Genomic DNA, 22,126 nt, shown 5'->3' with positions numbered 1-22,126 from the left:
GTTTGAAAGTAGGTCAAGCGTTATTTGCAAATTATTTGAATTAATTTATAAAGTATTGATTTCACTATTATTCTACCATCACATCCCTTTCACTGTCTTTATAGTTTTCCCATTTTTTCAAAAAAAGCTTTATAAGCGGCGACCTTGTTATCAAGGGCTAACGGGTAAGCTCGCGAGGTAGAAGGCAGTCGATATAAGGTCATTTGGCGCTCAATGGTTGAATGGTGATAATAAAATGGGATGCTTTGGTTGGTTTTTGGGTATTTTGATTTGGGGAGTGGCTCGTCAAGTAGACCGATTAGGGTTTCGGTGGCTTTGCCGCCGGTGGTAAATAAGGTGGTGACGTTTGGCACTTGCGGTAGGATAGTCGGCAAATCAACAGGGGTGACGACGGTTAGGTGTTTGTCAGAGGCGTTTCCGGTTTCGCGGATTGCCTGCCGGACGCTTGGGCAAAGAGCAATCCCGCGATCCATTAAAAAGGCGCGGATGCGCTCGGGGTCGAAATGCTTTTCGTTGCCAATGCGAAAATGGTCGGCATCATCAAAAAACACGCGACCATAAATGCGCCACATGTCATTATAAAAGTTGGGATAATGAAAACGCATTGCCCATTTATCGGAAGTTGGCGGAAACGTTCCCATCATCATGACGGTGGCATTGGGCGGTAGTACGGGCGTAAACGGATGCGTTTCGATGGGCAAATTTGGATTTTTCTCAGTGATTATTAAGTCGCTTGCTTGATTATTTTTTTGGCTTTGCTCGTTATTCATATCATTTTGTTCTAGTGGGCACTTGGTCATGATTTTCTCCCGCAAAAAAGCTGTTTTTTGCTATCATAACACACGACCAAAAACCAAGAGAGTGCTCATGAGTGACTTAAATATTACGGTAATTGACCATCCTTTAGTGCGCCATAAGCTGAGCTTAATGCGGGAAAAAGATTGTAGCACTTATAAGTTTCGGACGCTGACCAAAGAGCTTGCGCGCTTGATGGCGTATGAGGCAAGCCGCGACTTTGGGGTGGAAACGTTTCCGATGCAAGGCTGGTGCGGTGAGATTACCGGTGAGCAAATCATCGGTAAAACGGTGACGGTCGTGCCGATTTTGCGAGCAGGGCTTGGGATGCTTGACGGGGTTTTAGATTTGATTCCGACGGCGAAAATCTCGGTGGTGGGATTGCAGCGTGATGAAAAAACGCTTGAGCCTGTGCCATTTTTTGAAAAATTCGTCAGTCATATGGACAAGCGTCCGGCGCTGATTATTGACCCGATGCTGGCAACGGGCGGCTCGATGGTGGCGACCATTGATATGCTAAAAAAACATGGCTGCAACAACATCAAGGCGCTCGTTTTGGTTGCTGCTCCTGAAGGCGTTCGCTTGGTGAATGAGGCGCATCCGGATGTGACCATTTATACTGCCGCGCTTGATAGCCACTTGGATGAGCATGGTTATATTATTCCGGGGCTTGGTGATGCCGGTGATAAAATTTTTGGTACAAAAACCCACGATACCCATTAATTTTTGCTTAATTTGGCTTAATAATAAAACGTCAATCAGAACTTGGTTGGCGTTTTTATTTGCCTTTATTTTATGTCATACGTATTTAAACAATAAGTCAAATTTGCCTTGATAATCTCCTCTTTTATAAGCCTTAGCTGCTGAAAGTCTAAAATTAATACCTGACTTTTTAGGCGCTCGCGCGTTCGTTTGTTATGGCGGACGGCAAAGGCGGCAACGGTTTTTCCGGTGACTTTGATTTGATTAATAATGATAGGAGTGGTAGCTTGGCTAAGGTTTTGCGCGTCTAAAATGGCGGTAGCAGGGTTAAGAGTAGTAAATAACAGCTTATTTTGCCGCGTGGTTTTTGGCAAATTTCCTGCAAAAAACAGGGTTTGATTGAGCGGTAGATATTGAGCGTGGCGCTTAAGCTCGCGATAAAAAATCGCGGGTAAATCTTGGTTAAAGCTGTCCTCGGTTTGCTGATAAAAGGCGGCAAAACTGCGCTGAATATAGCTGCCAAAAACGGTGAAAGTTATCCAATCTTGATAGGTTTTGTTGGTAAGTAGCCGTTTTGCAAAATCGTCCGCGTCAGTGTCAATTTGACCGCAAATCATTGCCATTAATAGCTCGGTAGGTGTCATCATTACTTGATTTTGCCACGACTGCGGATAGAGATTATCGTCAAGACTCAGAAGCGTTGGCAATGATGACGGCGGCATGGGTATCTCCTTTGGCGGCGGTGGACTTAGCTTTTTTAGCGAGCTTTATTAACGTTATCACTAACTTGTCACAAATTTAATTGTGCTATGGTTTGCAAGCTGATTTTATAACAATGCTGCTTTATAACAACTCGACTTTATAACAACGAATAATAAACTTTAAGGATAACAATGACTACCAAGCTGACACTCACTTTAGAATGGTTTTTAAACCCAGACCATCTGCCGTTTATCGCCGGAATCCACACCGGAGCGTATAAAAACGCCGGTCTTGATATTCACATGATTGAACCTGACGAGCATTACGATGGCTTTAGCGAGCTGCAATCGGGCGCAATTGATTTGCACGTGAACGAGCCGATTCATTTATTTGAGCATTATTTTGAGGATTTAAAAGCGCTTGGCTGCTTTTTTGTGACCGATGGCGGCGTGCTGATGAAAACAAGCAGCATGAAAAAACTTGAGCAAAATCAGCCTATTCGCATCACTACCCCTGCGGCAAATCCGATTACCAATAAAATTGGCTTTGAAATCCTTAAGCGCTACGCCAAAAAAAATGGCTTTGAGCTTGACGAAAAAAACGTTGAGTTTGTGGAAACGGACTTTCAGCATTTGCATCATTTAGAGCATGGCGATGACAGTGGCGACTTTGATGGCGCTTGGCTGTGTTTTTACAATTTTGAGGGCGTAGAAGCTAAGTATTTGGGGCTTGATTTTACCTTTATCGACCAAAATGTGTCGCCCTACCCTAATTTTTCAGCGCTTGAGCTGATGACGACGCACAGCATTTATGAACAAAAATCAGCCGCCATTGATAAATTTGTTCAAGTCACCGATGAGATGGCTCAGCTTTGTGTTGGTGATATTAAAAAGGCTTGCGAGATTTATTACGGCTTTACCGAAGATTCGCCGTCTGCGCTCATGGACGACATTATTAAAGATACGCTCAAGCGCTTGGTAACGCCGATTGCACCGGACGCCGACCGCTGGTCGGAGCTGCGGTCAATGCTCAATGAGCTTGATATTGCGGATATTAGTGATGCAAGTTATGCGAAGCTTTGGCAGTAAATTGGCTTTGGAAAATATCGTTTCTATTATAAGGACTGTCTTTATTATAATAGTCGTATCATTGTTTTTACTAATTTGGTGGACTTTTTATACAGAAGGTGATTTAGGATTTGGCGGCACAATACCGACAAGAGAAGACAGACCCTTAATGGAGGAAGTCACATTATTATTAGATGACGTAACTAAAGGGCTTCCTCCTGTAGAACGTAACACTGAAAGATCAAGTTTAGTGGTGCGATCTGCTGTAAAAGTATATAGAAACCCAACACAAGAGGTGGTTAACCGATTAATTCAAAATATTAACAACCAGCAAATTTGGAAAGAAGTACATTTTGAAGACTATAGAGAATTTGAGTATTGTTATAATCAATACCACCTTATTATTAATCACGAAATTAACGATTACACCGCAATAGGTAAAAGTATAAGTAACTTAATGTTTGTGCATGTTTCTTGGACAGACGATAGTCCTTGCCGTAAAGCCTATCTTGAGCGTTTAAATTCTAATCCGCCAAAGCTTTAATCATTTCAAATCGTGGCACTTCTTTACCATCAACCATTACCGTTTCTGTAAACATCGACAGCGGTCGCGCCCAAACGTCAAACTCGCCATAAAGACAACGATAAATGACGAGCGCCTCTTCGGTTTCGGAGTGGCAAGCGGTATGCAGCACTTGATAAAGGTTGCCTTTATAATGACGGTAGATGCCTTGGGGAACGGTTTTTATTTCCAACATAACTTTAGCTTATTTTGAATAATTTAGATAACGGCTTAAATGATAAATAAGGTCAAAAATTTTGTGATTTCAACCTTATTTTTCAAGTAATCCCCTTTAAGCAACCATCACTTTGGCAAACGCCTTTTTACCCGCTTGAATGACGACTGATTGACCAGACGTTAAGCTAAATCCGGCATCGACCACCTCGCCATCAACTTTAACCGCGCCGCGTTTGAGCATATCTTTTGCCGACGAGCTATTTTTGGCAAGTCCTGCTTGGTTGAGGACTTGAGCAATAAATAAGGCATCTTGACCATCCAAATCAAGAGTGACTTCGGGCAAGTCAACGGGAAGCTCGCCGTCGGCTAACACGTTGCCCGCCGATTTGTGAGCGCTTGCGGCAGCCTCTGCACCATGAAAACGCTCAATTAACTCTTCGGCTAAAATGCGCTTAATCTCTTGCGGGTTACGACCGTTTTCCATCTCAAGCATTAACGCTTCAACATCCTTCATCGGCTTAAAGCTTAAAAATTCAAAATAACGGCGAATCAGCGTGTCCGGCATGGATAGGATTTTTTGGTACATCGCTCCTGGGGCATCATCGATGGCGACATAGTTGCCAAGGGATTTGGACATTTTGTTGACGCCGTCCAAGCCTTCCAAAATCGGCACGGTAATACAAACTTGCGGCTCTTGACCGTAGCGACCTTGCAAAGTGCGACCCATAAGCAGGTTAAACGTCTGATCCGTGCCGCCAAGCTCAACGTCAGCTTTAAGCGCGATGGAGTCGTAACCTTGAACGAGCGGGTATAAAAACTCGTGAATCGAAATCGGCGTTTGCGAGGCGTAGCGCTTGGCAAAGTCGTCGCGCTCAAGCATCCGCGAGACGGTTTGCTGACTGGCAAGCTGAATCATGTCGGCGGCGCTCATTTTGCTAAACCACTCGGAGTTGAACACCACTCGGGTTTTGTCTTTGTCCAAAATTTTAAACACCTGCTCGGCGTAAGTTTTGGCATTGAGCTTGATTTGCTCGTCGGTCAATGGCGGTCGAGTGGCGTTTTTACCGGACGGGTCGCCGATTTTGGCGGTATAGTCGCCAATTAAAAAATAAATCTCATGACCTAAATCTTGAAAATGCTTGAGCTTATTAATCAAAACGGTGTGACCTAAATGCAAGTCAGGCGCGGTCGGGTCAAATCCGGCTTTGATTCGCAGCGGTCGGTTTTGCTTCAGCTTGGCGACCAAGTCCTCGGTGGATAAAATTTCTTGCGTTCCGCGCTCAATGATTGCCAGTTGGTCTTCTAAGGTCAATTCGGTCATGGTACTCTCTTTGACGGTCGTTGGGATTGTGAAAATAAGGGATTGCGGTGATAAAAGAATGCTAAAATTTGGCAGATATAGTAGCGTTTTTTAAGGTAAATTGCCATGAGTAACCCAAGCTTGGGGTCAAATCCAAACCAACTAACCAATGAATTTGCCGAAACTGTCAACGGTGAGCTTGCTGATTTTTTATCGGATGAAACCGATTCAGCAGCGTCATTATTTGACAGCTTCGATAATGGCTTTTATATCGGCATGATGTCGGGGACGAGCCTTGATGGCATGGATGCGGTGATTTGCCAATTTGATGACAATTTTGATGACAACAATGACAAAAATAACCGTAGCGACAAACCGCTAAAACTAATCGCCACCATCAGCCAAGATTTTCCGCCACGGCTTCGCGAAATTTTACTGGCATTAAGTTTGCCTGATGGTACAAATCAGCTTACCCCACAAGACAATGAGCCAAAAAACGCCAGCGAGCTTGATTGGTTCGGCTTAGCAAGTTCGCAATATAGTGAATTTGCCAGTGAAGTTGTTAATAAGCTGCTTAAAAAAGCAAAAATTAGTGCAGAGGATATTTTAGCGATTGGTTGTCATGGGCAAACGGTTCGCCATCGTCCAAATTTTGGCTTTAGCTTGCAGCTGATTGATTCAAGCATCATTGCAGAGCGCACCGGAATCAGCGTGGTCAGTGACTTTCGCCGCCGTGATTTGGCGGTTGGTGGTCAAGGCGCGCCGCTCGTTCCGGCAGTTCATCAGGCGCTATTTGCCAAATTAGACGAACTGCGAATTTTGCTCAATTTGGGCGGCATTGCCAATATTACCGTGTTGCCGCCGAATGGCGATGTTGTTGGCTTTGATACGGGACCTGCAAATATGTTAATGGATGCTTGGGTTCAACAGCATTTGAGCAAATCTTATGATAAAGATGGGGCTTGGGCAAAATCCGGTCAAATTATTGAGCCACTACTTGAGCAACTGTTAGCGCACTCATTTTTTGCCAAACCTTTTCCCAAAAGTACCGGTCGCGAGGAGTTTAATTTAGCTTGGCTTGAAGATGAAATCAGCCGTTTTACCAAAAACAATCCTGATCTGCTCGCGCCTGCCGATGTTCAAGCCACTCTTGTGGAATTAACCGCAAAAAGCAGCAGCGCTCAGATTTTGCCCTTTATAAAAAACTATCCTAATCATCAAGCTGCCGTTTATGTTTGTGGCGGCGGCGCGCTAAACGACTATTTGTTAAGCCGCTTGCAAGCCAATTTGCCAAATTGCAAGGTATTCACCACCGACGCGCTTGGACTTACGCCAACTTGGGTGGAAGCGGTCGCCTTTGCTTGGCTGGCAAAGCAAACGCTGATGGGCGAGACCAGCAATTTACCGGCAGTCACTGGTGCTGTTAAAAAGGTGGTGTTAGGTCAGGTTTGTTTTGCTTAATGGTCTTATTATTTTTAGGCACAGTTACCAAAAAAACAAACTATCTTTTGATTTAAGTTTACAGCCGTTCACTTATGTGTTTTATAATGGTTGCCAAAAGACCAAGATAACGCTATAACTACAGCAAGCGTCAATCTTTTGATAAAGTTGCAACCAAATAGGACACTTTGCATGAGCCAGATCAGCCCAACCCCCGATTTTTCTACCAAAGATGCGCCGGCAACGTCGCCGTTTTCTCGCCAAAAGCCGCCACATTTTGAGCGCCCCGATGAGATGCGGGTGGTAGTCACCGGAATGGGCGCAATTACCCCGCTTGGGCTTGATGTGGCAAGCACTTGGGAGCGGCTTTTAAATGGCGAAAGCGGCATCCGCCACATTGAGCATTTTGATGCTTCAGATTTTCGCGCGCGCATTGCCGGAACGGTTAAAGACTTTGACGTGAAAGCATTTATGAATGCCAAAGACGCCCGCCGCTATGATGAATTTATGCATTATGGTATCGCAGCTGCCGCAATGGCATTAAAAGATGCCGGATTTATCGACGAGGTAAGCGCTACTGACGCGCCGGTTCAAGGCGTTAATCCTGAGCGCTTTGGCATTATTTTAGGCTCAGGAATTGGCGGCATCCAAACCATTGAGAACAGCTGCGACACCTTGAGTAATAAAGGCGCGAAAAAAGTATCGCCGTTTATCATCCCAGGGTCTATTGTCAATATGGCAGCAGGATTGGTTGCCATTAAGCACGATCTAAAAGGTCCTAACCTTGCCACCGCAACCGCTTGCACCACCGCAACTCACGCGATTGGTCTTGCTGCACGCTTGATTGCTTATGGCGATGCCGATGTGATGCTGGCGGGCGGCAGTGAAAAAGGCTCAAGCCCGCTTGGTATGGCAGGATTTGGTGCCATGCACGCGCTATCGACGCGAAACGACGAGCCAACTCGCGCCTCAAGACCCTTTGACAAAGACCGCGACGGCTTTGTGTTAGGCGATGGCGCCGGCGTTTTGGTACTTGAAAGCCTTGCCCATGCCAAAGCTCGCGGTGCTACTATTTTGGCAGAGCTGGTCGGCTTTGGTATGAGCGATGACGCCAGCCACATCACCGCGCCCCCTGAAGACGGTCGCGGTGCCGCTCGCGCCATGACCAATGCCTTAAATGACGCCGGAATCAGCCCTGACGTTGTCGGTTATGTTAATGCCCATGGCACAAGCACGCCCGCCGGCGACGTTGCTGAATCCATTGCCATCGAAACGGTATTTGCGCCGGTTAAAGATAGCATTTTGGTCAGCTCAACCAAATCTATGACCGGTCACCTGCTTGGCGCGGCAGGTGGCATCGAAGCCATTTTTACCATTAAAGCCTTGCAAGACCAACATATTCCGCCAACCATCAATTTAGAAAATTTGGAGGACGGCTGCAACCTTGATTACGTTGCCAACGCCTCGCGTAAAGTTGCCGACCTAAATTACGCCGTATCCAACAGCTTTGGTTTTGGTGGCACCAACGGCTCATTAGTTTTTGCCCGCTACCCAACTGCTCAGGATAAAAGTTAATAAAACGCTTAATCCAAGCTGCACTTAAAAATCAGTGTGAATCAGCTTGCCGCCCCTTATCAAGCTTGCGTATGATAAGGGGTAATTTTTAGCCCAATGGAAAAAAACTATGTCAAGTTACACGTTTTCGCACCAATTTTATCAGCGCTGGACTCACGCTCCTGAAGTCATTCGCCGTGCCATCACCCAAGAGCTTGCCGACATCAGCACCCTGTTGCAGCCCGAAACCCGCCTTGATACCTACCAATTTAGCATTGAGGATTTGGACGCGCATTTAGATGAGCTTACCCGCGAGCACGGCGCCAAGCTCAAAGCCGAAGCCGAGCGTAAAGCATTAGAAGAACAGCAGCGCCGCAGCCGCAGCGAACAAGAAAAACAAGAGCGCGAAGCGCGCCGCCAAAAACGCGAACAAGCTGAGCGCTTAGCCGAGGAAAAAGCCGCTAAAGACAAGCAGCGCCGCGAGGAAGAAAAAGCCCGAGCTGAACAAGCCGCTATTGAAGAGACAAAAAATCAAACTCAGCAAGAACCGCAAAACCTGCCTGCTGATGAAAGCGCAACAACTCAAGAAACCAGTATCGCGACCGAAGAAAAGCCCGAGCCGCAAAGCCTCGCCAATGACGTTGATGCGTTATTTAAAGACATCCGAGCGCAAAATAAAGCCGCCAATTTGCAAGAAAATGGGATAAATAACGAGAAAGAAGAACCGCTAGAGCAAAACTTAGCTTCCCAAAGCAGCAGCGATAACCAAGCAAATGCGACTGAAGCCGAGCACGACCAAGCTTTAGAAGCTGAAACTATGGAAGCTAAAAATACGCACAATACAGCTGCAGAAAATTTAGCCACTGAGATTGAGAACACCAAAAACGAAGCTAACGAAAAACCAGAAGTCGCGCCGTCAGCATCAGAAGAAAGCAGCAAATCAGACAAAAAAGCACCATCAAATGAAACACAAAAAGACCTTCCTAAAAGCTTAACCATTGATGCCAAAACTGCCGATGACATCACCCAAGCATTAAGCAATCATCTTGACGACTTTTTAACCGATAAAATGATGCAGCTTTCAGAAGACTTAAAAACTTGGCTTAAAGAAGAAGTCCGCCGACAACTTGCCGAACTTGAGGGTAAAAATAAGCAAGATAAGAAATAAGCTTATTTTGCGCTATTATTAGAAAACCCCACTATTAAAAACCCAATAAAAAGCGCCAAACTTAAGGCGCTTTTTTATTAGGGTTAAAAGAGTGTTAAAAGTAAGTTAAATGGCTTGAGTTCTCGCGGTTAGCCAAGCAAGCGCCGTGCCCTCAACGCGTGACTTTAACTGCTTAAAAACCAAGTGATGATAGTCATTTAACCAGTCGATTTCGATTGGCGTAAGTAGTGATTTTTCCACCAACCGCGTATCAATCGGGCAATAGGTCACCGTTTCAAAATATAAAAACTTGCCAAAATCGGTCTCGCTTGGATTGGCAACGGGCATATTGACCACCAAGTTTTCAATCCGGATGCCCCATTTACCCTCACGGTACAGCCCCGGCTCATTACTGGTAATCATCCCTGTCTTCATTGCCCGCTCTTTTGGCGTGGTGGCGCCAAAGGCAATGACTTGCGGGCCTTCATGAACGTTTAAAAAATAGCCAACGCCGTGACCGGTGCCGTGACCAAAGTCCAACTGCTCTTGCCAAAGCGGCGCTCGGCAAATTGCATCAATCAGCGGTGAGGCAATACCATCGGGAAAATGCGCGCGAGCAAGTGCAATATGGGCTTTTAGCACCAAAGTAAAATCACGTTTTTGCGCGTCATTGACTTCCCCAACGCCAACCACGCGGGTGATGTCGGTTGTGCCGTTTTGGTACTGAGCGCCCGAGTCAATCAGCAGTAAGCCGCCAACTTTGGGGTCAAGCTGACTGTACTTTTCAGGGGTCGCTCGATAATGCGGCAGCGCGCCGTTTTCATTAAATCCAGCAATGGTGGCAAAGCTTGGCGAAATGTAATTGGGCTGACGGCTGCGAGCATCAATCAGCATTTGGTCAACGTCAAGCTCGGATAAAGCTTCGCCAGCATCAAGCCTTTTTTCAAAATCAGCGAAAAACTCACAAAGCGCTGCCCCATCTTGGCGCATGGCTTCGCGGATATTTTCGATATCAGCCGGTGATTTAATTGATTTTAATAGCGTGCTTGGTGCCATTTGCTCAATGATTTTAACCTCGCTTGCAACTTCACTCACTGTTCCGGCAGCCACTTTACTAGGGTCTAATAACAAAACATCACTTGCTTGCAACTTTGCTAACGCTGATTTCACGTTTTGATAATCGGCAATGTTAATGCCGCTTTTTGCCAAGTCAGTTTTAATAGCATCACTGACTTTGCTTTTATCAACAAACAACGTCGCCTCACTGTCACTGATAAGTAGATGCGCTAAAAATACGGGATTGTATTCCACATCGGCGCCACGAAGATTGGTCAGCCAAGCAATGTCATCAAGGCTTGATAATAAGTGATGGCTTGCGCCGACTTTTGCCATTTCACTTCGGACTTTGGCAAGTTTATCGGCGGCGGTGGTATCTAAAAACTTGTCATCATGAGCAAAAATTACTGCGTTTGGCAGTTTTGCGCGATTTTCCCAAATATCCGCTAACATATCGCGGCTGATGTCTAAAATAATGCCTTTTTTAACAAAGGCGCTTTCAAGTTTTTCTTTTTCGCTTAACGCCAACACATCGCCATCGATGGCAACGCTATCCCCTAAGATTAAGTTATCACGAAGCCAAGTGATGTGATTGGGGTTGCCAGCAGCAAGTTTTTGCAGCTCAATCCCCGTTCCGTTAAGTTGGTCGGCGGCTTGAACCCAGTAGCGGCTGTCCGCCCAAAGCCCTGCAAAATCTTGGGTCACCACAAGCGTCCCAACCGAGCCGGTAAATCCTGACAACCACTGCCGACCCTGCCAGTATTCGGGCAGATATTCGGACAAATGCGGGTCAGCGGTCGGCACGATGATGGCTTTGATGTTTTGCTTAGCAAGGTTTTCGCGAAGGGTTACCAATCGTGATTTGATGATTGCTTTTTCTTGGGAAGTGCAATTGATTGCGGTCATAACGCCTCTTTTTATTTTAAAATCACTGCAAAATTCTATTTTAAGACCATACTATCAGCTTTTGCAGTAAAAGCTGCTAAATTATAAGCGCAATTTTTGACCGTACTATTTAGCCTCATCACCATACGGTAACCGCCAAAGCACCGTTAGCTTTAGAATTCATGGTCATAAAAAATCCTGCCAAAGTGCCCCTTAGCAGGATTGAGGATAAAGTTTTGCAAGCGTCAATAAGAGGTTTTACCAATCAGCACCAAAGCCAAGCCAAATAATTATTGCGATTTGATAATTTTTAGTCGCAAAATATCAGCAACCTTAATGATTAAGATTGCTGATAACATGCTTTTGCTAAATGAAGCTAGGGCTTATTTTGCTACAGAATCCGGTTTTCCAGATTCTGCATTGGCTTTTTCGGCAGCCGGCTCTGAGGCTTCAACAGCTGCTTGACTGACTGTGCCTTCAGCAGTTGCCGTTCCTGCTTCGGCACTAACCACATCGCCACTTGCCTCAGTTGGCGTAGGCGTCGCGGTGGCATCTGCTGCGGTTGCTGGCGCTGCGGCGCCCTCTTCTTTAGCCGCAGGCTCAGCAGCCGGCGCTTCTGTTTTAGCTGCCGCCGGCGCAGCGGCTTCGGCAGGTGCTGCTGCGGTGTCGGCTACAACTTCTGCTGCAGGCGCCTCAGCTTTGATGTGCTCGCCTGCCGGTCGCAAAAATCCGGAAATACCGATGAGCAAAACGATTCCTAAAAATAAGCCTACGCCGCCTAGAGCAAACGCAAACTCTTTCATGGGGTTGTTGCTGCTGATATCATCTGACATATCTTATCCACCTTGCACAAAAAATATTTAAAATTTTAGGCTATTATATCGCAAATTTTATCAAATTGTTAAAAGCCTTAACTTTTAAATGGGATTATTTTTTAAAAAGTTTCTTTGCCTTATCGTACGCACTTATTTTACAAGCTATCAAGGCGTTAATACCCTTCCTGACCCAGATTAGCGCGGCGACCTAAGTAGCTTAACACCAAAAGCAAACCAATAAATCCTAAAATTGGATAGCTGCCAAAGCGGGTAAATGGCGTTTGCCCCGATCGCGCTTCAATCTCGCCGCGAAGGACAGTGCGCTTAAATTGCGGCGCGCGTTTTACGATGCGACCTTTATCGTCAATGATGGCGGTGACGCCGGTGTTGGTTGCGCGCATAAACCAGCGACCGTTTTCAAGAGCACGCATTTGAACCATTTGTAAATGCTGCAACGGTCCTGCAGACGTGCCAAACCAAGCATCATTTGAAATGGTCAATAAAAAGTCGGTATCCATGGCGTTTTTGCGCGTGGTGTCGGGATAAGCTACCTCGTAGCAAACTGCCGCGCCCAAATTATGACCGCGAACGTGAAGCGGGTCTTGATGGTCGGTACCGCGGCTGTAGCTCATAATCTCTTGATTTCCTGCCAAATCTGGCAAAATATCCAGCGCCCCCTCAAACGGAATATATTCGCCAAACGGCACCAAGCGCTGCTTTTTATAAAGCCCATCAGCATCTGTGCCAAGGGCAATGACGCTGTTATAAAACGGCGGATATTTATCCGTTTTGGGATTAAATGCGGCGGTATCTTTATAAGGAATTCCTGTAATCCAAGTCGTTCCGGTCTCTTTGGCGACTTTAACGACCTCATTAATAAAGCCAATGGCTTCATCTTGAAACATCGGAATTGAGGATTCGGGCCAAAGAATGATATCGCGACCCCATTCTGTTCGGGTTAACGTGGCGTAGATTTTAAGCGTTTCAATTTGGTATTCGGTCAGCCATTTTAAATCTTGTGGAATGTTGCCTTGAATGAGTGATACGGTCAAATTTGGCGTGTTTTTTGGCTTTGTCCACTGCGGATTGACCAGCCAAAGCACCACGCCTGCGCCAACAAAAATAAATGATGCCAGCAAAAACCCAATGCGGCGGCGCGCAGCTTCCACCAAACTTGCAGCAAATAATACCGCAATAAAGCTAATGGCAAACACCCCAAAAACCGGCGCAAGGCTTGAGAGCCAATACTGCTCAGTGAACGCATAACCGACAAACAGCCAAGGAAATCCGGTAAATAGCCATGTTTTAAGCCATTCTTGAGCCACCCAAAGCGCGGCAAAGGACAACGGCTGACGACCAACAACATTGTTAAAAATCAGCGCCAAAACCCCATGAAACAGCCCCATGATGATTCCCATCAGGGCAATCATAATCAGCGCAAGCCAAGCGGGGGTATCGCCATAATCATGAATGGACGTATAAAGCCAAAACGCGCCCACGCACCAAAGCCCCATGCCATAAGCTTCACCAATAAAAAAGGCGCGCTTGCCGCTCATGGCAGGTGTTAATAACGCGTACAAAATCGCCGGCGACACAATCGCAAGCGGCCAAATTTTATAAGGCGCGAGCGCTAATAAAAACATCGCCCCTGCAAGCCAAGCAATAAGCATCGCGCCTAAAAGTGGCAAAGATTGCGCTTGATTTGCCTTAAGCCGCTTTTGCAAATCCGCCGTGGTCAGCCGCATACTTTATTCCCAATGATGTCAATAAACAGTAATAAAAAAATAAAAGGTTACCAAAATAATTGCCGCCCATGATACCAGTATGACCGCTTAAAAGGAAAACTTTGGCGTCTTATTTGCACGCTTTAATTAAGCTTAAGTGAGCGCTTAACTGAATTTTTATTCGCCATAAAAAAACACGGCAAAAACCGCGCTTTTTTATGATACTTTGAATTTTATAAAAGCAGATTTTAAGGTAGCGGATTGGTGACCAGTTCATTTTTAGGGAGTTTGGTCAATTCAAGCAAGCGGATAAAGCGACCTTCAACATCGGTAATGGTAATTTTCCAATCATCAATGGTGACGCTCTCGCCTTCTAAATCGCTGACATAACCGAGCGCTTGCATCACCAAACCGCCCATAGTATCCACTTCAGCATCATCAAAATGACTGCCAAGCTCGTCGTTGCAGTCCTCAATCACCGTTGCCGCTTGAACGCACCATGTCTCGCTTTTGTCCGGATGCGGGACGATGTTATTAATGTCGCTGTCCTCATCAAAGTCGTCATGCTCATCGACAATGTCACCAACGATTTCTTCAAGTAAATCTTCCATGGTGACCACGCCGGCAAAGTTGCCAAAGTCATCAACGACGACCGCCATGTGAACTTGGGTGCTTTGTAAGGAGCGAAGCAGCGTATCGGAGCGCGCCGATTCACTGATATAAAGCGGCTGACGCACCAAATCCCGAAGGCGCTTACTGTCGATTTTGTCCTCTTGATTGCGAACCATCATCACCAAAATTGGGATTAAGTCTTTGGCAAGTAAAATGCCAATTACCGCATCATCATCTTGGCTGTCAAACACCGGATAGCGCGAGTGCGCCGCCTCAAGGATGATGTCCATGACCTCAGGTAAGCTTGCGCTTTCGTGAAGCCCGATCACTTGCGGTCTTGGGGTCATAATTTCGCGGACTTGGGTGGCGGGCAAATCCAAAACGCCTTCTAACATATCCACCGTATCGGGCTCTAAAAACTGCCGCGAGTCGTGAACGAGCCGAATCAGTTCATCTCGGGTTTCAGGGGCGGTCGTCAGCCAGCGTTTTAAGCCGCGCATCGACCAACTACTCGGACTTGGAGCCTCATCGGACATAATGGTTTGATTTAACCTCGTTTATCATGATAAGCGTTATGATGGGGGTAACTGTCAAAATTAAAACCAAATTTTACAAGAACTTTTTACTGTCACCTTGAGCAAATATTTGCAAATTGTACCCATAAAGTCAATTGCTATTGCTTGCTTGCAACAAACTTTGGTATGGTTTTACTCCTCACCGACAATACCAAGGTTTGCTATCCTTCATGAGCTTTAAATCGATAATCAAACGCCTGATAACCTCAAAATTAAAGCCTCGTCTTGATTTTAAGCAATTGCCTTGGCGCTCAAAGCTGATTTGGCTATTGATGATGCTTGCGATTGCCTTTTCTGCCATTTGGCTGCTTTTAGCCCTTTGGTATCAATTTGGGGTGTTCGTCATGGCAGGTGAGCTGACACTGTTTGCCACGGTCTTGGCAAGTTTAAGCGCGGCATTAATTATCGCCCTCACCTTATTCATCATAGCGGCAATCGTAAAACCAACAGCGCTTAATGCCAAATTTAAAACCAAGTTTAATGTTAAAAAATTAATCGCCAATTTTGCGGTGATTTGGCTCATTGGTTTGGGCTGGTTTGTCAGCATTCAGCCTTTGCAAGACCGCGATTGGAAGCCGGAAGTTGCCAAAATTTTAAGTTACTCGCGCGACGCTAATAATCCTAACTTGGTGACGCTTTACAACGTTCGTAATTTTGATTGGGTAAATAGTGAGGACGCCACCGAGCGCTGGGAATCGCGGACGATTGATTTGGATAAATTAACCGGCGTTGATGTGATTAATTCTTACTGGATGGGACCGTTAATTGCGCATACTTTGGTCAGCTTTCATATTGACGGCGAGCGCCCAATTGCCATGTCCTTTGAAATCCGCAAAGAAAACGGCGAGTCGTTTTCGGCGCTTGGCGGCTTTTTTAAGCGTTATGAACTCAGCCTCATCGCATCTGAGGAGCGCGACATCATTTATACCCGAACCAACGCTCGCGGCGAGCAGGTCTATTTATTTCCTATCAGTCATTTAAACCAAAGCCAAGTCAAGACGCTGTTTGAGGCGTATTTGAGCGCCAGTGACGAGCTGAATGCCAATCCTGACTGGTACAATACCTTAACGAGCAATTGCACCAACATCATTTTTTATATGGCGCGGATTATCAGCGGTGACCGTTTGCCTTGGGATTACCGGATTTGGGTGTCGGGTTGGCTGCCTAATTATTTGTATAAATTGGGGCTTCTTGACTCACAACCGAATACTAATCTTGATGCCAAAAACGTTCAAAATCAATCGTGGTCAATGGATGAGTGGTACGAGCGCGCGCATATCAACCCCAAAGTTCGAAATTTTAGCCGCGATTTAAACAATAAAAATATTCACAGTGATGAGTTTTCGCAAAAAATTCGCGAAGGGTTGCCGCAGCCAAAGTTAACTGACTCAAAAACCGCCAAAGCCAACCAAAATTGAGCTGCTTTAATGAATCGTTAATGGATTGCGCCAAATCTCAACAACTACCGGATGACCCACAAGCTTGGTCAATTCAGCTTCTATTCGCTGGCGGTCAGATTCATCCATGGTTTTACTATAAATACTCACATTAATGGTATTGGTCATTGGACTAAAGCCAATAGTTTGCGAATTTGGATAGCGTTTTAATATTTCAGGCCACGCTTTTTCTTGTAATGCCAAAATTTGTGCTTGTGATTTATCGCTACTGGCTTGAATATAGATAGGGAAAGCAAACTCTTGAAACTTTTTTTGTTTAAAATGATACACAAATTTGGGCGGGACAGCGTTAACTGAAGTTAACGTCGTGAATTTTATGGAATACTCATTTGGATTATGATTATCATAATAAATCGCCGCGATATTTTCTCCCAACTGCTCGGCAATCGCTTGAATCAGTGGTGAGCTGATCCCTTGCAGTAATAATCGGCGCTGAGCCTCTTCAATTGAGACGTTAAATTCTTGAGCATAAAACCATGGGGCGGCGTTTCTTTCTTCTTCACTTAAGATATTTAAATAATAATCTTCTAATGGCTCATCTTGGTATTTTTTATCGGCTGCTGCTGCTATTTTTTGCCAATCAACGACCAAAATAGGCTTTACCTCGGGTTTCATTTTCGGTTGAGCAGGTAAAGCTTTTGCGTCGGCAGGCGTTGGCTGAACCGCTTGCTTGGACGCTTGTTTTGAACTGATTTTAGTTAAAGGCGTTGTATTGGCGCAGCTGCTTAATATCAGCACCGCGACTACTAGCAAACTGCCTTTAATCGCACTTTTAGCCACGCTTTTTCGTTGATGGCTTTTGCTTGTTATAGTTTTAGCCATTTTCAATCCTTAATTGATAATTGACTCAATTAAAGCCAATTATCAAACAAAAATCAAGCATCCACCCAAGTCACCACCCGCAACTCCATCTCTTCATCGCTCATGCCGGCTTCACTTACACAGCGACCAGCCACGCCAATATTTGCCGCTTGCATTAATTTTTCGGTTTTGGCGGCGTCTTTGGTGATAAGTAAGTGCCAATCCGGAAGCGACTTGCCCTCAAAAACGCGTTTGTAAGCGCAGTGATTTGGCAACCAAGTCATCTTGGCAATATTGTTTTTGGTCAATTGGATGCAATCGGGAACGTAATCTTGCCTGTGCTCATAGTTTTGGCAGTGCCCCGTCGCGCAGTCCATCAGCTTGCAAGCGACATCGGTATATTCGACCGTCTCGTCGTCATCGTCCATATATTTAATCAAACAGCAGCAGCCGCAACCATCACAAAGCGCTTCCCATTCGCTATTGGTCAGCTCAAATAGCGAAAACTGTTGCCAAAAATTGGGTCGCAAATCGGCATCGTTATTAACAATCGGCGTAGATTTTGGCTTTTTAGCAGTGGGCACAGTATTAACGGAATCAAAGCTTGCTTGAAGCGATTGCAATAAATTAAATTTCATAAAGGAACGTCGCGGCGGCAGGAAAATTAGCGGGCTGATAATCAGCGTTACAGTATTATAGCTGTTTTTCGGGCGGTTTGGGGCTAAGGTGGTCAGGTTAATTCCGAAAAATTTGGCCCTAATAAACTTTTAAGTTGCAATTTTCGGCATTAAAACTTTGAATTAAATCAAAAATAAAACAAGGAAATCCTATGTCTATTAAAACCTTTGAGCTGATTAGCACCACTGAAAACGGCGTCCAACTTATCAGCTACATGGCGATACCAGAAAGCGCTTCACAGGACAATCCTGTTGCCGGAATTTTGGTGGCGCCGGAATGGTGGGGCATCGTTGAGCACCCTAAAAACGTGACTGAGCGCTTGGCAAAAGCCGGATTTGCAGCGGTCGCCATGGACGTTTACGGCGAAGGCAAATTGACTTGTGATGCGGCAATGGCAAACTTTTGGATGGAGCAGGTGCTTGAGGACAAAGATTTACTAACCGACCGCTGTCGCCTGATTTTAAAAGATTTTTGTGACCAAACGGCGGTTGATAAAAATAATATCGGCGCGATTGGCTACTGCTTTGGCGGCAAAGTGGTGCTTGATTTGGCGCGTGAAGGTTTGCCTTTAAAAGCCGTTGCCACCTTCCACGGTAACCCTGCGCCAAAAAAACCTGCCGACAGCAGTTTTAAAGCCAAAGTCTTGGTCGCTCACGGTCGCGATGACTCCATGGTATCGATGGACGCCATTGACGACCTTAAAAAAGAGTTAGGCGCGGCAGGCGTTGACTATACCGTCGATGTCTATGACAACGCCAAGCACGGCTTTACCAACCCTGATGCCGACAAACGCGCTGTCGAAAACAATGTTGATTTGGGCTACAACGAAACCGCGGCTAAGCAAAGCTGGGATAAAATGATTGACTTTATGAAAGCCAATTTGAAATAAGTCTTCATAAAGCATAATAGATGCCTAAGCTGAGTTTAAGCTTAGGCATTTTTCTTTTGGCATTGTTTAATTGCTGTTTTTAAGATTGGCGTACTCATTTATCAAGCACATTTTTTGGCTTGTGCTTGCCATAAAATCAGGTCATGATTTATGCAGGTTGGTTAGGATTGAGGTTTAGGATGCTTTATTTGTTTGCAGGCTCGTTTGGGGTTTTGACCTTTGTGACCTTGCTTGTGGTCGTGGTGGTACTGTATCAGCACTTAAATAACAAAATCCAAAGGCTTGCCAAAAAAGTTGATGAGCTGCAATACCAAATCGACGATTATCAGCGTTTGTTATCGCCGTCTTTGGACTCCAAACCCTTACAAACGCCAACGCCAAATGACCAAGTGCCGAAACCTGCTGCATCTTTACCAAAAACCCCAACTGCGCCGCCGCCGGTGCCCAGTGGCTATTTTGACCAAGAGCGCCCTCTATCCCTACAACATGCAACCGCTCAAACTACAAAAACGGCAACCGATTATCCGCAAAAACCGACTGCCAAATCTGATAACAATGCGAATAATGCCAACAGCGACCCCATCAATCCCGATGAGCGCTCATTTGAAGTGGTTACTTCGTTTGCTAACTCAATAAAGCAGTGGTTTTTTGGTGGCAATTTGGTGGTTCGCGTCGGCGTTTTGGTGCTGCTCGTTGGCGTGGTGCTGCTTTTAAAACTGCTTAGCGACTATATTGAGCTGTCTATCACGACCAAGCTTATTGCCATTGGCGTTGCAGGATTAGCGTTAGCAGGACTTGGCTTAAAGCTTGCCAAAAAGCGCTTTGCTTATGGCATATCGCTGCAAGGCGCAGGAATTGCCACAGCGTACTTAAGCACCTTTTTTGCCTATCGCTATTATGACGTGCTTGCCGGCTTGCCAAGCTTTGTGCTGCTTGGCGTTTTGTCCGCGCTGACCGTTGGGCTGGCGCTTCGGCAAAATGCCTTCCCGCTTGCCCTGCTTGCGCTTGGTGGCGGCTTTTTAGCGCCGATTTTGACCAGTGACAATTCGCAAAATCTAACGGCGCTGTTTGGTTATTATTTGCTGCTCAATACCGCCATTGCCATCATCGCCCATTTTAGACCTTGGAAAGTGCTCAATTTACTTGGCGTCACGCTAACTTTTGGCTTGGCGTATTATTTGGGTTCGGAAACGCCACTTTCCGTGTTGCAAGCTCAGCGCAGCGCATTGGTGCTGCTAACCGTGCTTCACGTGGCGCTCTATTTATTTGTCGTTATCCGTTTTGCTCAACAATTAACCCAATATAATGTGGCAGAATTTGCAAAACATAAGCTTTCAAAGCAAAGCCTTTTAAATAAAAGCCAAGAAAACGGCACTTTAGAAAACCAAGTCGAAACATCCATAAAAACTCTACCGCGATATTTATTCCCCATTGACGTGGGATTACTGTTTTCCGTACCCATTTTAGCGTTTGGTATCTTATCGGCGCTGCTTTACGACCTCAATCACGCGCTCACGATAGCCAGCGGATTATTTGCGCTGGTTTATTTGGGGCTTGGGCTATTTTTTGTGAAAAAAAGCGGTCGCTTTGAGCCAATCAGCGAGGGCATGCTTGCGCTTGGTGGCGGCTTTTTAGCATTGATGATTCCGATTGCTTTTGATGCCAAATGGGTGGCGTTTGGCTGGTCGGTTCAAGGCTTAGCGCTTGTTTGGTTTGGCAGGCAAAGCCTTCGCGCTTGGGCGGTGCTGTTTGGTTTGGTGCTGCAAGGGCTTAGTATATTATGGCTTTGGGAAAATTCAGCGATGTCGCCACCGCTATTGTCGTTAAGTATTTCCGCGCTGAGCTTTTTGGCGACAGCATTTATTTTGCGTTCGGCAAATTCGCCAGTGCCTTTATTTAATCATTTAGAATTAGAAAATAATCGCGAAAGCCAAAATCCCTTAGACCCTAATTTTTATCGCAGCACCGTTTGGCTATCGGGAATTAACTCGCAAAGCTTTGCGGTAACTTTACTTTGGAAAAGCCCAAGTTTTATTAGCTTTTTAACTCTGCTTGCCACCGCTTGGCTGATTTACGTGTTGGCTGTCGATATTGACGATTGGTCGGCGGCGCTTAAGTTATCAGGGTCAATGACTGCGGCATTAGCACTTTTAATCAGCATTGCCGGATTTTGGGTAATCAACCGCTATCAAGGTTGGCGCGAGGTCAGCCGATTGACGCATGGTTTATTGGTGCTGTTTTATTTGGCGCTGATTGTTCAACTCCCACAGCATTATGAGTTTCATCACCCTTGGCAGGGCGCGACGTGGTTGATTTGGGGAATTTTGGTTTTCGGTTGGGCTCTGCTTGCTCAAGCTTGGCTTAAATTTTGGTTTGAATCAAACGAGTTACGCCGTTATGATGGCGCAAGTTGGCTTGGCACAGGGATTTTGGTGGCAGCAAGTTTGGCGCATTATCTTCTTGCCCCCTCTGACGGCGTGATGGCAATGCTTGTCACCACCTTGCTATTAACCTTTGGACTTTGGCAATCGTCCAATCAAATTGGCAAGGCAAGCCATGTTTTTCAAAAGCCGGTTTGGTTTGATTGGTCAAGCGCTTGGCTGCTTTGCGCGAAGTTTTTTGCGCCAATTATTCTAATTTGGATAATAATAACCAGCTGGTCTTATGATGGTGTGATTTGGGGCTTGCCGTATATTCCGCTACTCAACTTTTATGATATAACGACAATTTTGGCGCTGATTTTGGGCATATTAACGTGGCGCGCAAGCCAGCCTACAGGCGATGCGCCGGATTTACCGCAGCCGCTACTGATTGCGCTTGCCTTGACCAGTTTTTGGGCGCTGTCGAGCATTTTGGTTCGCTCCTTACATGCATTTATTGGCACGCCGCTTTGGGACGGCGGCGCTTGGGAAAGCTCGCAAGTGCAAACGGGGCTGACCATGCTTTGGACGCTGATTGCCCTAGTTGCCACCATTACCGCAAGTCGCTATTTAGCGCGCTCGCTTTGGTTTTTAGGCATTGGGCTTTTGGCTGCCGTGGTGATAAAACTGGTGCTGATTGATTTGTCGCAAATTGAAGCCATTTGGCGCGTCATGTCATTTTTGGGGGCAGGAAGTTTGATTTTACTTATCGGTTACCTTGCGCCCATTCCGCCTGCCATCAACCATAAAACCGATTAATTTTTTATT

19 protein-coding genes are annotated in these 22,126 nt (G+C 45.7%); 9 read left to right on the top strand and 10 right to left on the bottom strand.

Translation table 11 applies throughout. The annotated features are described in order from the left end of the window. Nucleotides 1-98: 98 nt before the first annotated feature. On the bottom strand, nucleotides 99-647 hold the full coding sequence (locus tag ACZ5XY_RS06935; RefSeq protein WP_464743809.1) for a DNA glycosylase: 549 nt from the start codon (nucleotides 645-647) through the stop codon (nucleotides 99-101). A 220-nt stretch (nucleotides 648-867) separates the two neighbouring features. Between ACZ5XY_RS06935 and upp the strand changes: the two genes are divergently transcribed. Then, a complete protein-coding gene (gene upp, locus ACZ5XY_RS06930) occupies nucleotides 868-1,518 on the top strand; it encodes a uracil phosphoribosyltransferase (protein ID WP_464740205.1) in 651 nt (216 codons plus the stop codon). Nucleotides 1,519-1,583: 65 nt separating this feature from the next. Here the strand turns inward: upp and ACZ5XY_RS06925 are convergent, their stop codons facing one another. Next, complete coding sequence (locus ACZ5XY_RS06925) at nucleotides 1,584-2,219, bottom strand: hypothetical protein (RefSeq protein WP_464740203.1); 636 nt, start codon at nucleotides 2,217-2,219, stop codon at nucleotides 1,584-1,586. A gap of 171 nt (nucleotides 2,220-2,390) precedes the next feature. Between ACZ5XY_RS06925 and ACZ5XY_RS06920 the strand changes: the two genes are divergently transcribed. Together ACZ5XY_RS06920 and ACZ5XY_RS06915 are read left to right on the top strand one after the other, a co-directional pair. Continuing rightward, nucleotides 2,391-3,287: an ABC transporter substrate-binding protein gene (locus ACZ5XY_RS06920; RefSeq protein WP_464740201.1), complete on the top strand. Its 897-nt coding sequence runs from the start codon at nucleotides 2,391-2,393 to the stop codon at nucleotides 3,285-3,287. Further along, entirely contained in the window at nucleotides 3,259-3,810 is a 552-nt protein-coding gene (locus tag ACZ5XY_RS06915; RefSeq protein ID WP_464740199.1) for a hypothetical protein, read from the top strand. The genes ACZ5XY_RS06920 and ACZ5XY_RS06915 overlap by 29 nt, the downstream gene beginning before the upstream one ends. Here the strand turns inward: ACZ5XY_RS06915 and ACZ5XY_RS06910 are convergent. Together ACZ5XY_RS06910 and tyrS are read right to left on the bottom strand one after the other, a co-directional pair. Next, a complete protein-coding gene (locus ACZ5XY_RS06910; protein WP_464740197.1) occupies nucleotides 3,791-4,024 on the bottom strand; it encodes a DUF1653 domain-containing protein in 234 nt (77 codons plus the stop codon). The two genes, ACZ5XY_RS06915 and ACZ5XY_RS06910, sit on opposite strands and share 20 nt — an antisense overlap. Before the next feature lie 96 nt (nucleotides 4,025-4,120). Then, nucleotides 4,121-5,326, bottom strand: coding sequence for a tyrosine--tRNA ligase (tyrS, locus tag ACZ5XY_RS06905; RefSeq protein ID WP_464740195.1), 1,206 nt, complete (start codon nucleotides 5,324-5,326; stop codon nucleotides 4,121-4,123). Between the two features lie 105 nt (nucleotides 5,327-5,431). Here tyrS and ACZ5XY_RS06900 point away from each other — a divergent pair, with 105 nt between their 5' ends. From ACZ5XY_RS06900 to ACZ5XY_RS06890, 3 genes are all read left to right on the top strand, one after another. Next, a complete protein-coding gene (locus ACZ5XY_RS06900) occupies nucleotides 5,432-6,766 on the top strand; it encodes an anhydro-N-acetylmuramic acid kinase (protein WP_464740193.1) in 1,335 nt (444 codons plus the stop codon). Nucleotides 6,767-7,039: 273 nt separating this feature from the next. Further along, on the top strand, nucleotides 7,040-8,320 hold the full coding sequence (gene fabF / locus ACZ5XY_RS06895) for a beta-ketoacyl-ACP synthase II (protein ID WP_464743807.1): 1,281 nt from the start codon (nucleotides 7,040-7,042) through the stop codon (nucleotides 8,318-8,320). A 109-nt stretch (nucleotides 8,321-8,429) separates the two neighbouring features. Next, nucleotides 8,430-9,467 (top strand): hypothetical protein, encoded by a 1,038-nt coding sequence (locus ACZ5XY_RS06890; RefSeq protein WP_464740191.1) that lies wholly within the window; start codon nucleotides 8,430-8,432, stop codon nucleotides 9,465-9,467. Between the two features lie 105 nt (nucleotides 9,468-9,572). Here ACZ5XY_RS06890 and ACZ5XY_RS06885 read toward each other — a convergent pair whose 3' ends face one another. From ACZ5XY_RS06885 to ACZ5XY_RS06870, 4 genes are all read right to left on the bottom strand, one after another. Then, a complete protein-coding gene (locus tag ACZ5XY_RS06885; RefSeq protein ID WP_464740189.1) occupies nucleotides 9,573-11,408 on the bottom strand; it encodes a M24 family metallopeptidase in 1,836 nt (611 codons plus the stop codon). 362 nt (nucleotides 11,409-11,770) lie between these two features. After that, complete coding sequence (locus ACZ5XY_RS06880; protein WP_464740187.1) at nucleotides 11,771-12,220, bottom strand: hypothetical protein; 450 nt, start codon at nucleotides 12,218-12,220, stop codon at nucleotides 11,771-11,773. Between the two features lie 155 nt (nucleotides 12,221-12,375). Beyond that, nucleotides 12,376-13,947: an apolipoprotein N-acyltransferase gene (gene lnt / locus ACZ5XY_RS06875; protein ID WP_464740185.1), complete on the bottom strand. Its 1,572-nt coding sequence runs from the start codon at nucleotides 13,945-13,947 to the stop codon at nucleotides 12,376-12,378. A gap of 227 nt (nucleotides 13,948-14,174) precedes the next feature. Next, on the bottom strand, nucleotides 14,175-15,074 hold the full coding sequence (locus tag ACZ5XY_RS06870) for an HlyC/CorC family transporter (protein WP_464740183.1): 900 nt from the start codon (nucleotides 15,072-15,074) through the stop codon (nucleotides 14,175-14,177). A 209-nt stretch (nucleotides 15,075-15,283) separates the two neighbouring features. Here ACZ5XY_RS06870 and ACZ5XY_RS06865 point away from each other — a divergent pair, with 209 nt between their 5' ends. Further along, the gene (locus ACZ5XY_RS06865; RefSeq protein ID WP_464740181.1) at nucleotides 15,284-16,531 is read left to right on the top strand and encodes an Lnb N-terminal periplasmic domain-containing protein; all 1,248 of its coding nucleotides are present in this window, start codon (nucleotides 15,284-15,286) and stop codon (nucleotides 16,529-16,531) included. 6 nt (nucleotides 16,532-16,537) lie between these two features. On the opposite strand, the gene ACZ5XY_RS06860 is transcribed toward ACZ5XY_RS06865, so the two are convergent. Next, the gene (locus ACZ5XY_RS06860; RefSeq protein WP_464740179.1) at nucleotides 16,538-17,392 is read right to left on the bottom strand and encodes a hypothetical protein; all 855 of its coding nucleotides are present in this window, start codon (nucleotides 17,390-17,392) and stop codon (nucleotides 16,538-16,540) included. A gap of 53 nt (nucleotides 17,393-17,445) precedes the next feature. Then, nucleotides 17,446-18,009 carry a YcgN family cysteine cluster protein gene (locus ACZ5XY_RS06855; RefSeq protein ID WP_464740177.1) on the bottom strand — a complete coding sequence of 188 codons (564 nt, stop codon included), beginning with the start codon at nucleotides 18,007-18,009 and terminating at the stop codon, nucleotides 17,446-17,448. 191 nt (nucleotides 18,010-18,200) lie between these two features. On the opposite strand from ACZ5XY_RS06855, the gene ACZ5XY_RS06850 reads away from it, so the two are divergent. Both ACZ5XY_RS06850 and ACZ5XY_RS06845 read left to right on the top strand, forming a co-directional pair. After that, complete coding sequence (locus ACZ5XY_RS06850; protein WP_464740175.1) at nucleotides 18,201-18,938, top strand: dienelactone hydrolase family protein; 738 nt, start codon at nucleotides 18,201-18,203, stop codon at nucleotides 18,936-18,938. A gap of 179 nt (nucleotides 18,939-19,117) precedes the next feature. Continuing rightward, nucleotides 19,118-22,117, top strand: a complete 3,000-nt coding sequence (locus ACZ5XY_RS06845) for a DUF2339 domain-containing protein (protein ID WP_464740173.1) — start codon at nucleotides 19,118-19,120, stop codon at nucleotides 22,115-22,117. The last annotated feature ends 9 nt before the right edge of the window (nucleotides 22,118-22,126 follow it).

This window comes from Psychrobacter sp. GTC18467, from assembly GCF_055397455.1.
The sequence above is the reverse complement of the archived record's forward strand: the minus strand, read 5'-3'. Positions and strand labels throughout refer to the sequence as shown.

What these genes read in the sequence shown, in the direction of transcription:
- ACZ5XY_RS06910 (WP_464740197.1), bottom strand. Translation starts at nt 4,024, where the DNA reads ATGTTGGAAATAAAAACCGTTCCCCAAGGCATCTACCGTCATTATAAA.
- tyrS (WP_464740195.1), bottom strand. Translation starts at nt 5,326, where the DNA reads ATGACCGAATTGACCTTAGAAGACCAACTGGCAATCATTGAGCGCGGA.
- ACZ5XY_RS06915 (WP_464740199.1), top strand. Translation starts at nt 3,259, where the DNA reads ATGCAAGTTATGCGAAGCTTTGGCAGTAAATTGGCTTTGGAAAATATC.
- ACZ5XY_RS06900 (WP_464740193.1), top strand. Translation starts at nt 5,432, where the DNA reads ATGAGTAACCCAAGCTTGGGGTCAAATCCAAACCAACTAACCAATGAA.
- ACZ5XY_RS06855 (WP_464740177.1), bottom strand. Translation starts at nt 18,009, where the DNA reads ATGAAATTTAATTTATTGCAATCGCTTCAAGCAAGCTTTGATTCCGTT.
- ACZ5XY_RS06860 (WP_464740179.1), bottom strand. Translation starts at nt 17,392, where the DNA reads ATGGCTAAAACTATAACAAGCAAAAGCCATCAACGAAAAAGCGTGGCT.
- ACZ5XY_RS06920 (WP_464740201.1), top strand. Translation starts at nt 2,391, where the DNA reads ATGACTACCAAGCTGACACTCACTTTAGAATGGTTTTTAAACCCAGAC.
- ACZ5XY_RS06890 (WP_464740191.1), top strand. Translation starts at nt 8,430, where the DNA reads ATGTCAAGTTACACGTTTTCGCACCAATTTTATCAGCGCTGGACTCAC.
- fabF (WP_464743807.1), top strand. Translation starts at nt 7,040, where the DNA reads ATGCGGGTGGTAGTCACCGGAATGGGCGCAATTACCCCGCTTGGGCTT.
- ACZ5XY_RS06845 (WP_464740173.1), top strand. Translation starts at nt 19,118, where the DNA reads ATGCTTTATTTGTTTGCAGGCTCGTTTGGGGTTTTGACCTTTGTGACC.
- upp (WP_464740205.1), top strand. Translation starts at nt 868, where the DNA reads ATGAGTGACTTAAATATTACGGTAATTGACCATCCTTTAGTGCGCCAT.
- lnt (WP_464740185.1), bottom strand. Translation starts at nt 13,947, where the DNA reads ATGCGGCTGACCACGGCGGATTTGCAAAAGCGGCTTAAGGCAAATCAA.
- ACZ5XY_RS06925 (WP_464740203.1), bottom strand. Translation starts at nt 2,219, where the DNA reads ATGCCGCCGTCATCATTGCCAACGCTTCTGAGTCTTGACGATAATCTC.
- ACZ5XY_RS06870 (WP_464740183.1), bottom strand. Translation starts at nt 15,074, where the DNA reads ATGTCCGATGAGGCTCCAAGTCCGAGTAGTTGGTCGATGCGCGGCTTA.
- ACZ5XY_RS06865 (WP_464740181.1), top strand. Translation starts at nt 15,284, where the DNA reads ATGAGCTTTAAATCGATAATCAAACGCCTGATAACCTCAAAATTAAAG.
- ACZ5XY_RS06885 (WP_464740189.1), bottom strand. Translation starts at nt 11,408, where the DNA reads ATGACCGCAATCAATTGCACTTCCCAAGAAAAAGCAATCATCAAATCA.
- ACZ5XY_RS06935 (WP_464743809.1), bottom strand. Translation starts at nt 647, where the DNA reads ATGATGATGGGAACGTTTCCGCCAACTTCCGATAAATGGGCAATGCGT.
- ACZ5XY_RS06850 (WP_464740175.1), top strand. Translation starts at nt 18,201, where the DNA reads ATGTCTATTAAAACCTTTGAGCTGATTAGCACCACTGAAAACGGCGTC.
- ACZ5XY_RS06880 (WP_464740187.1), bottom strand. Translation starts at nt 12,220, where the DNA reads ATGTCAGATGATATCAGCAGCAACAACCCCATGAAAGAGTTTGCGTTT.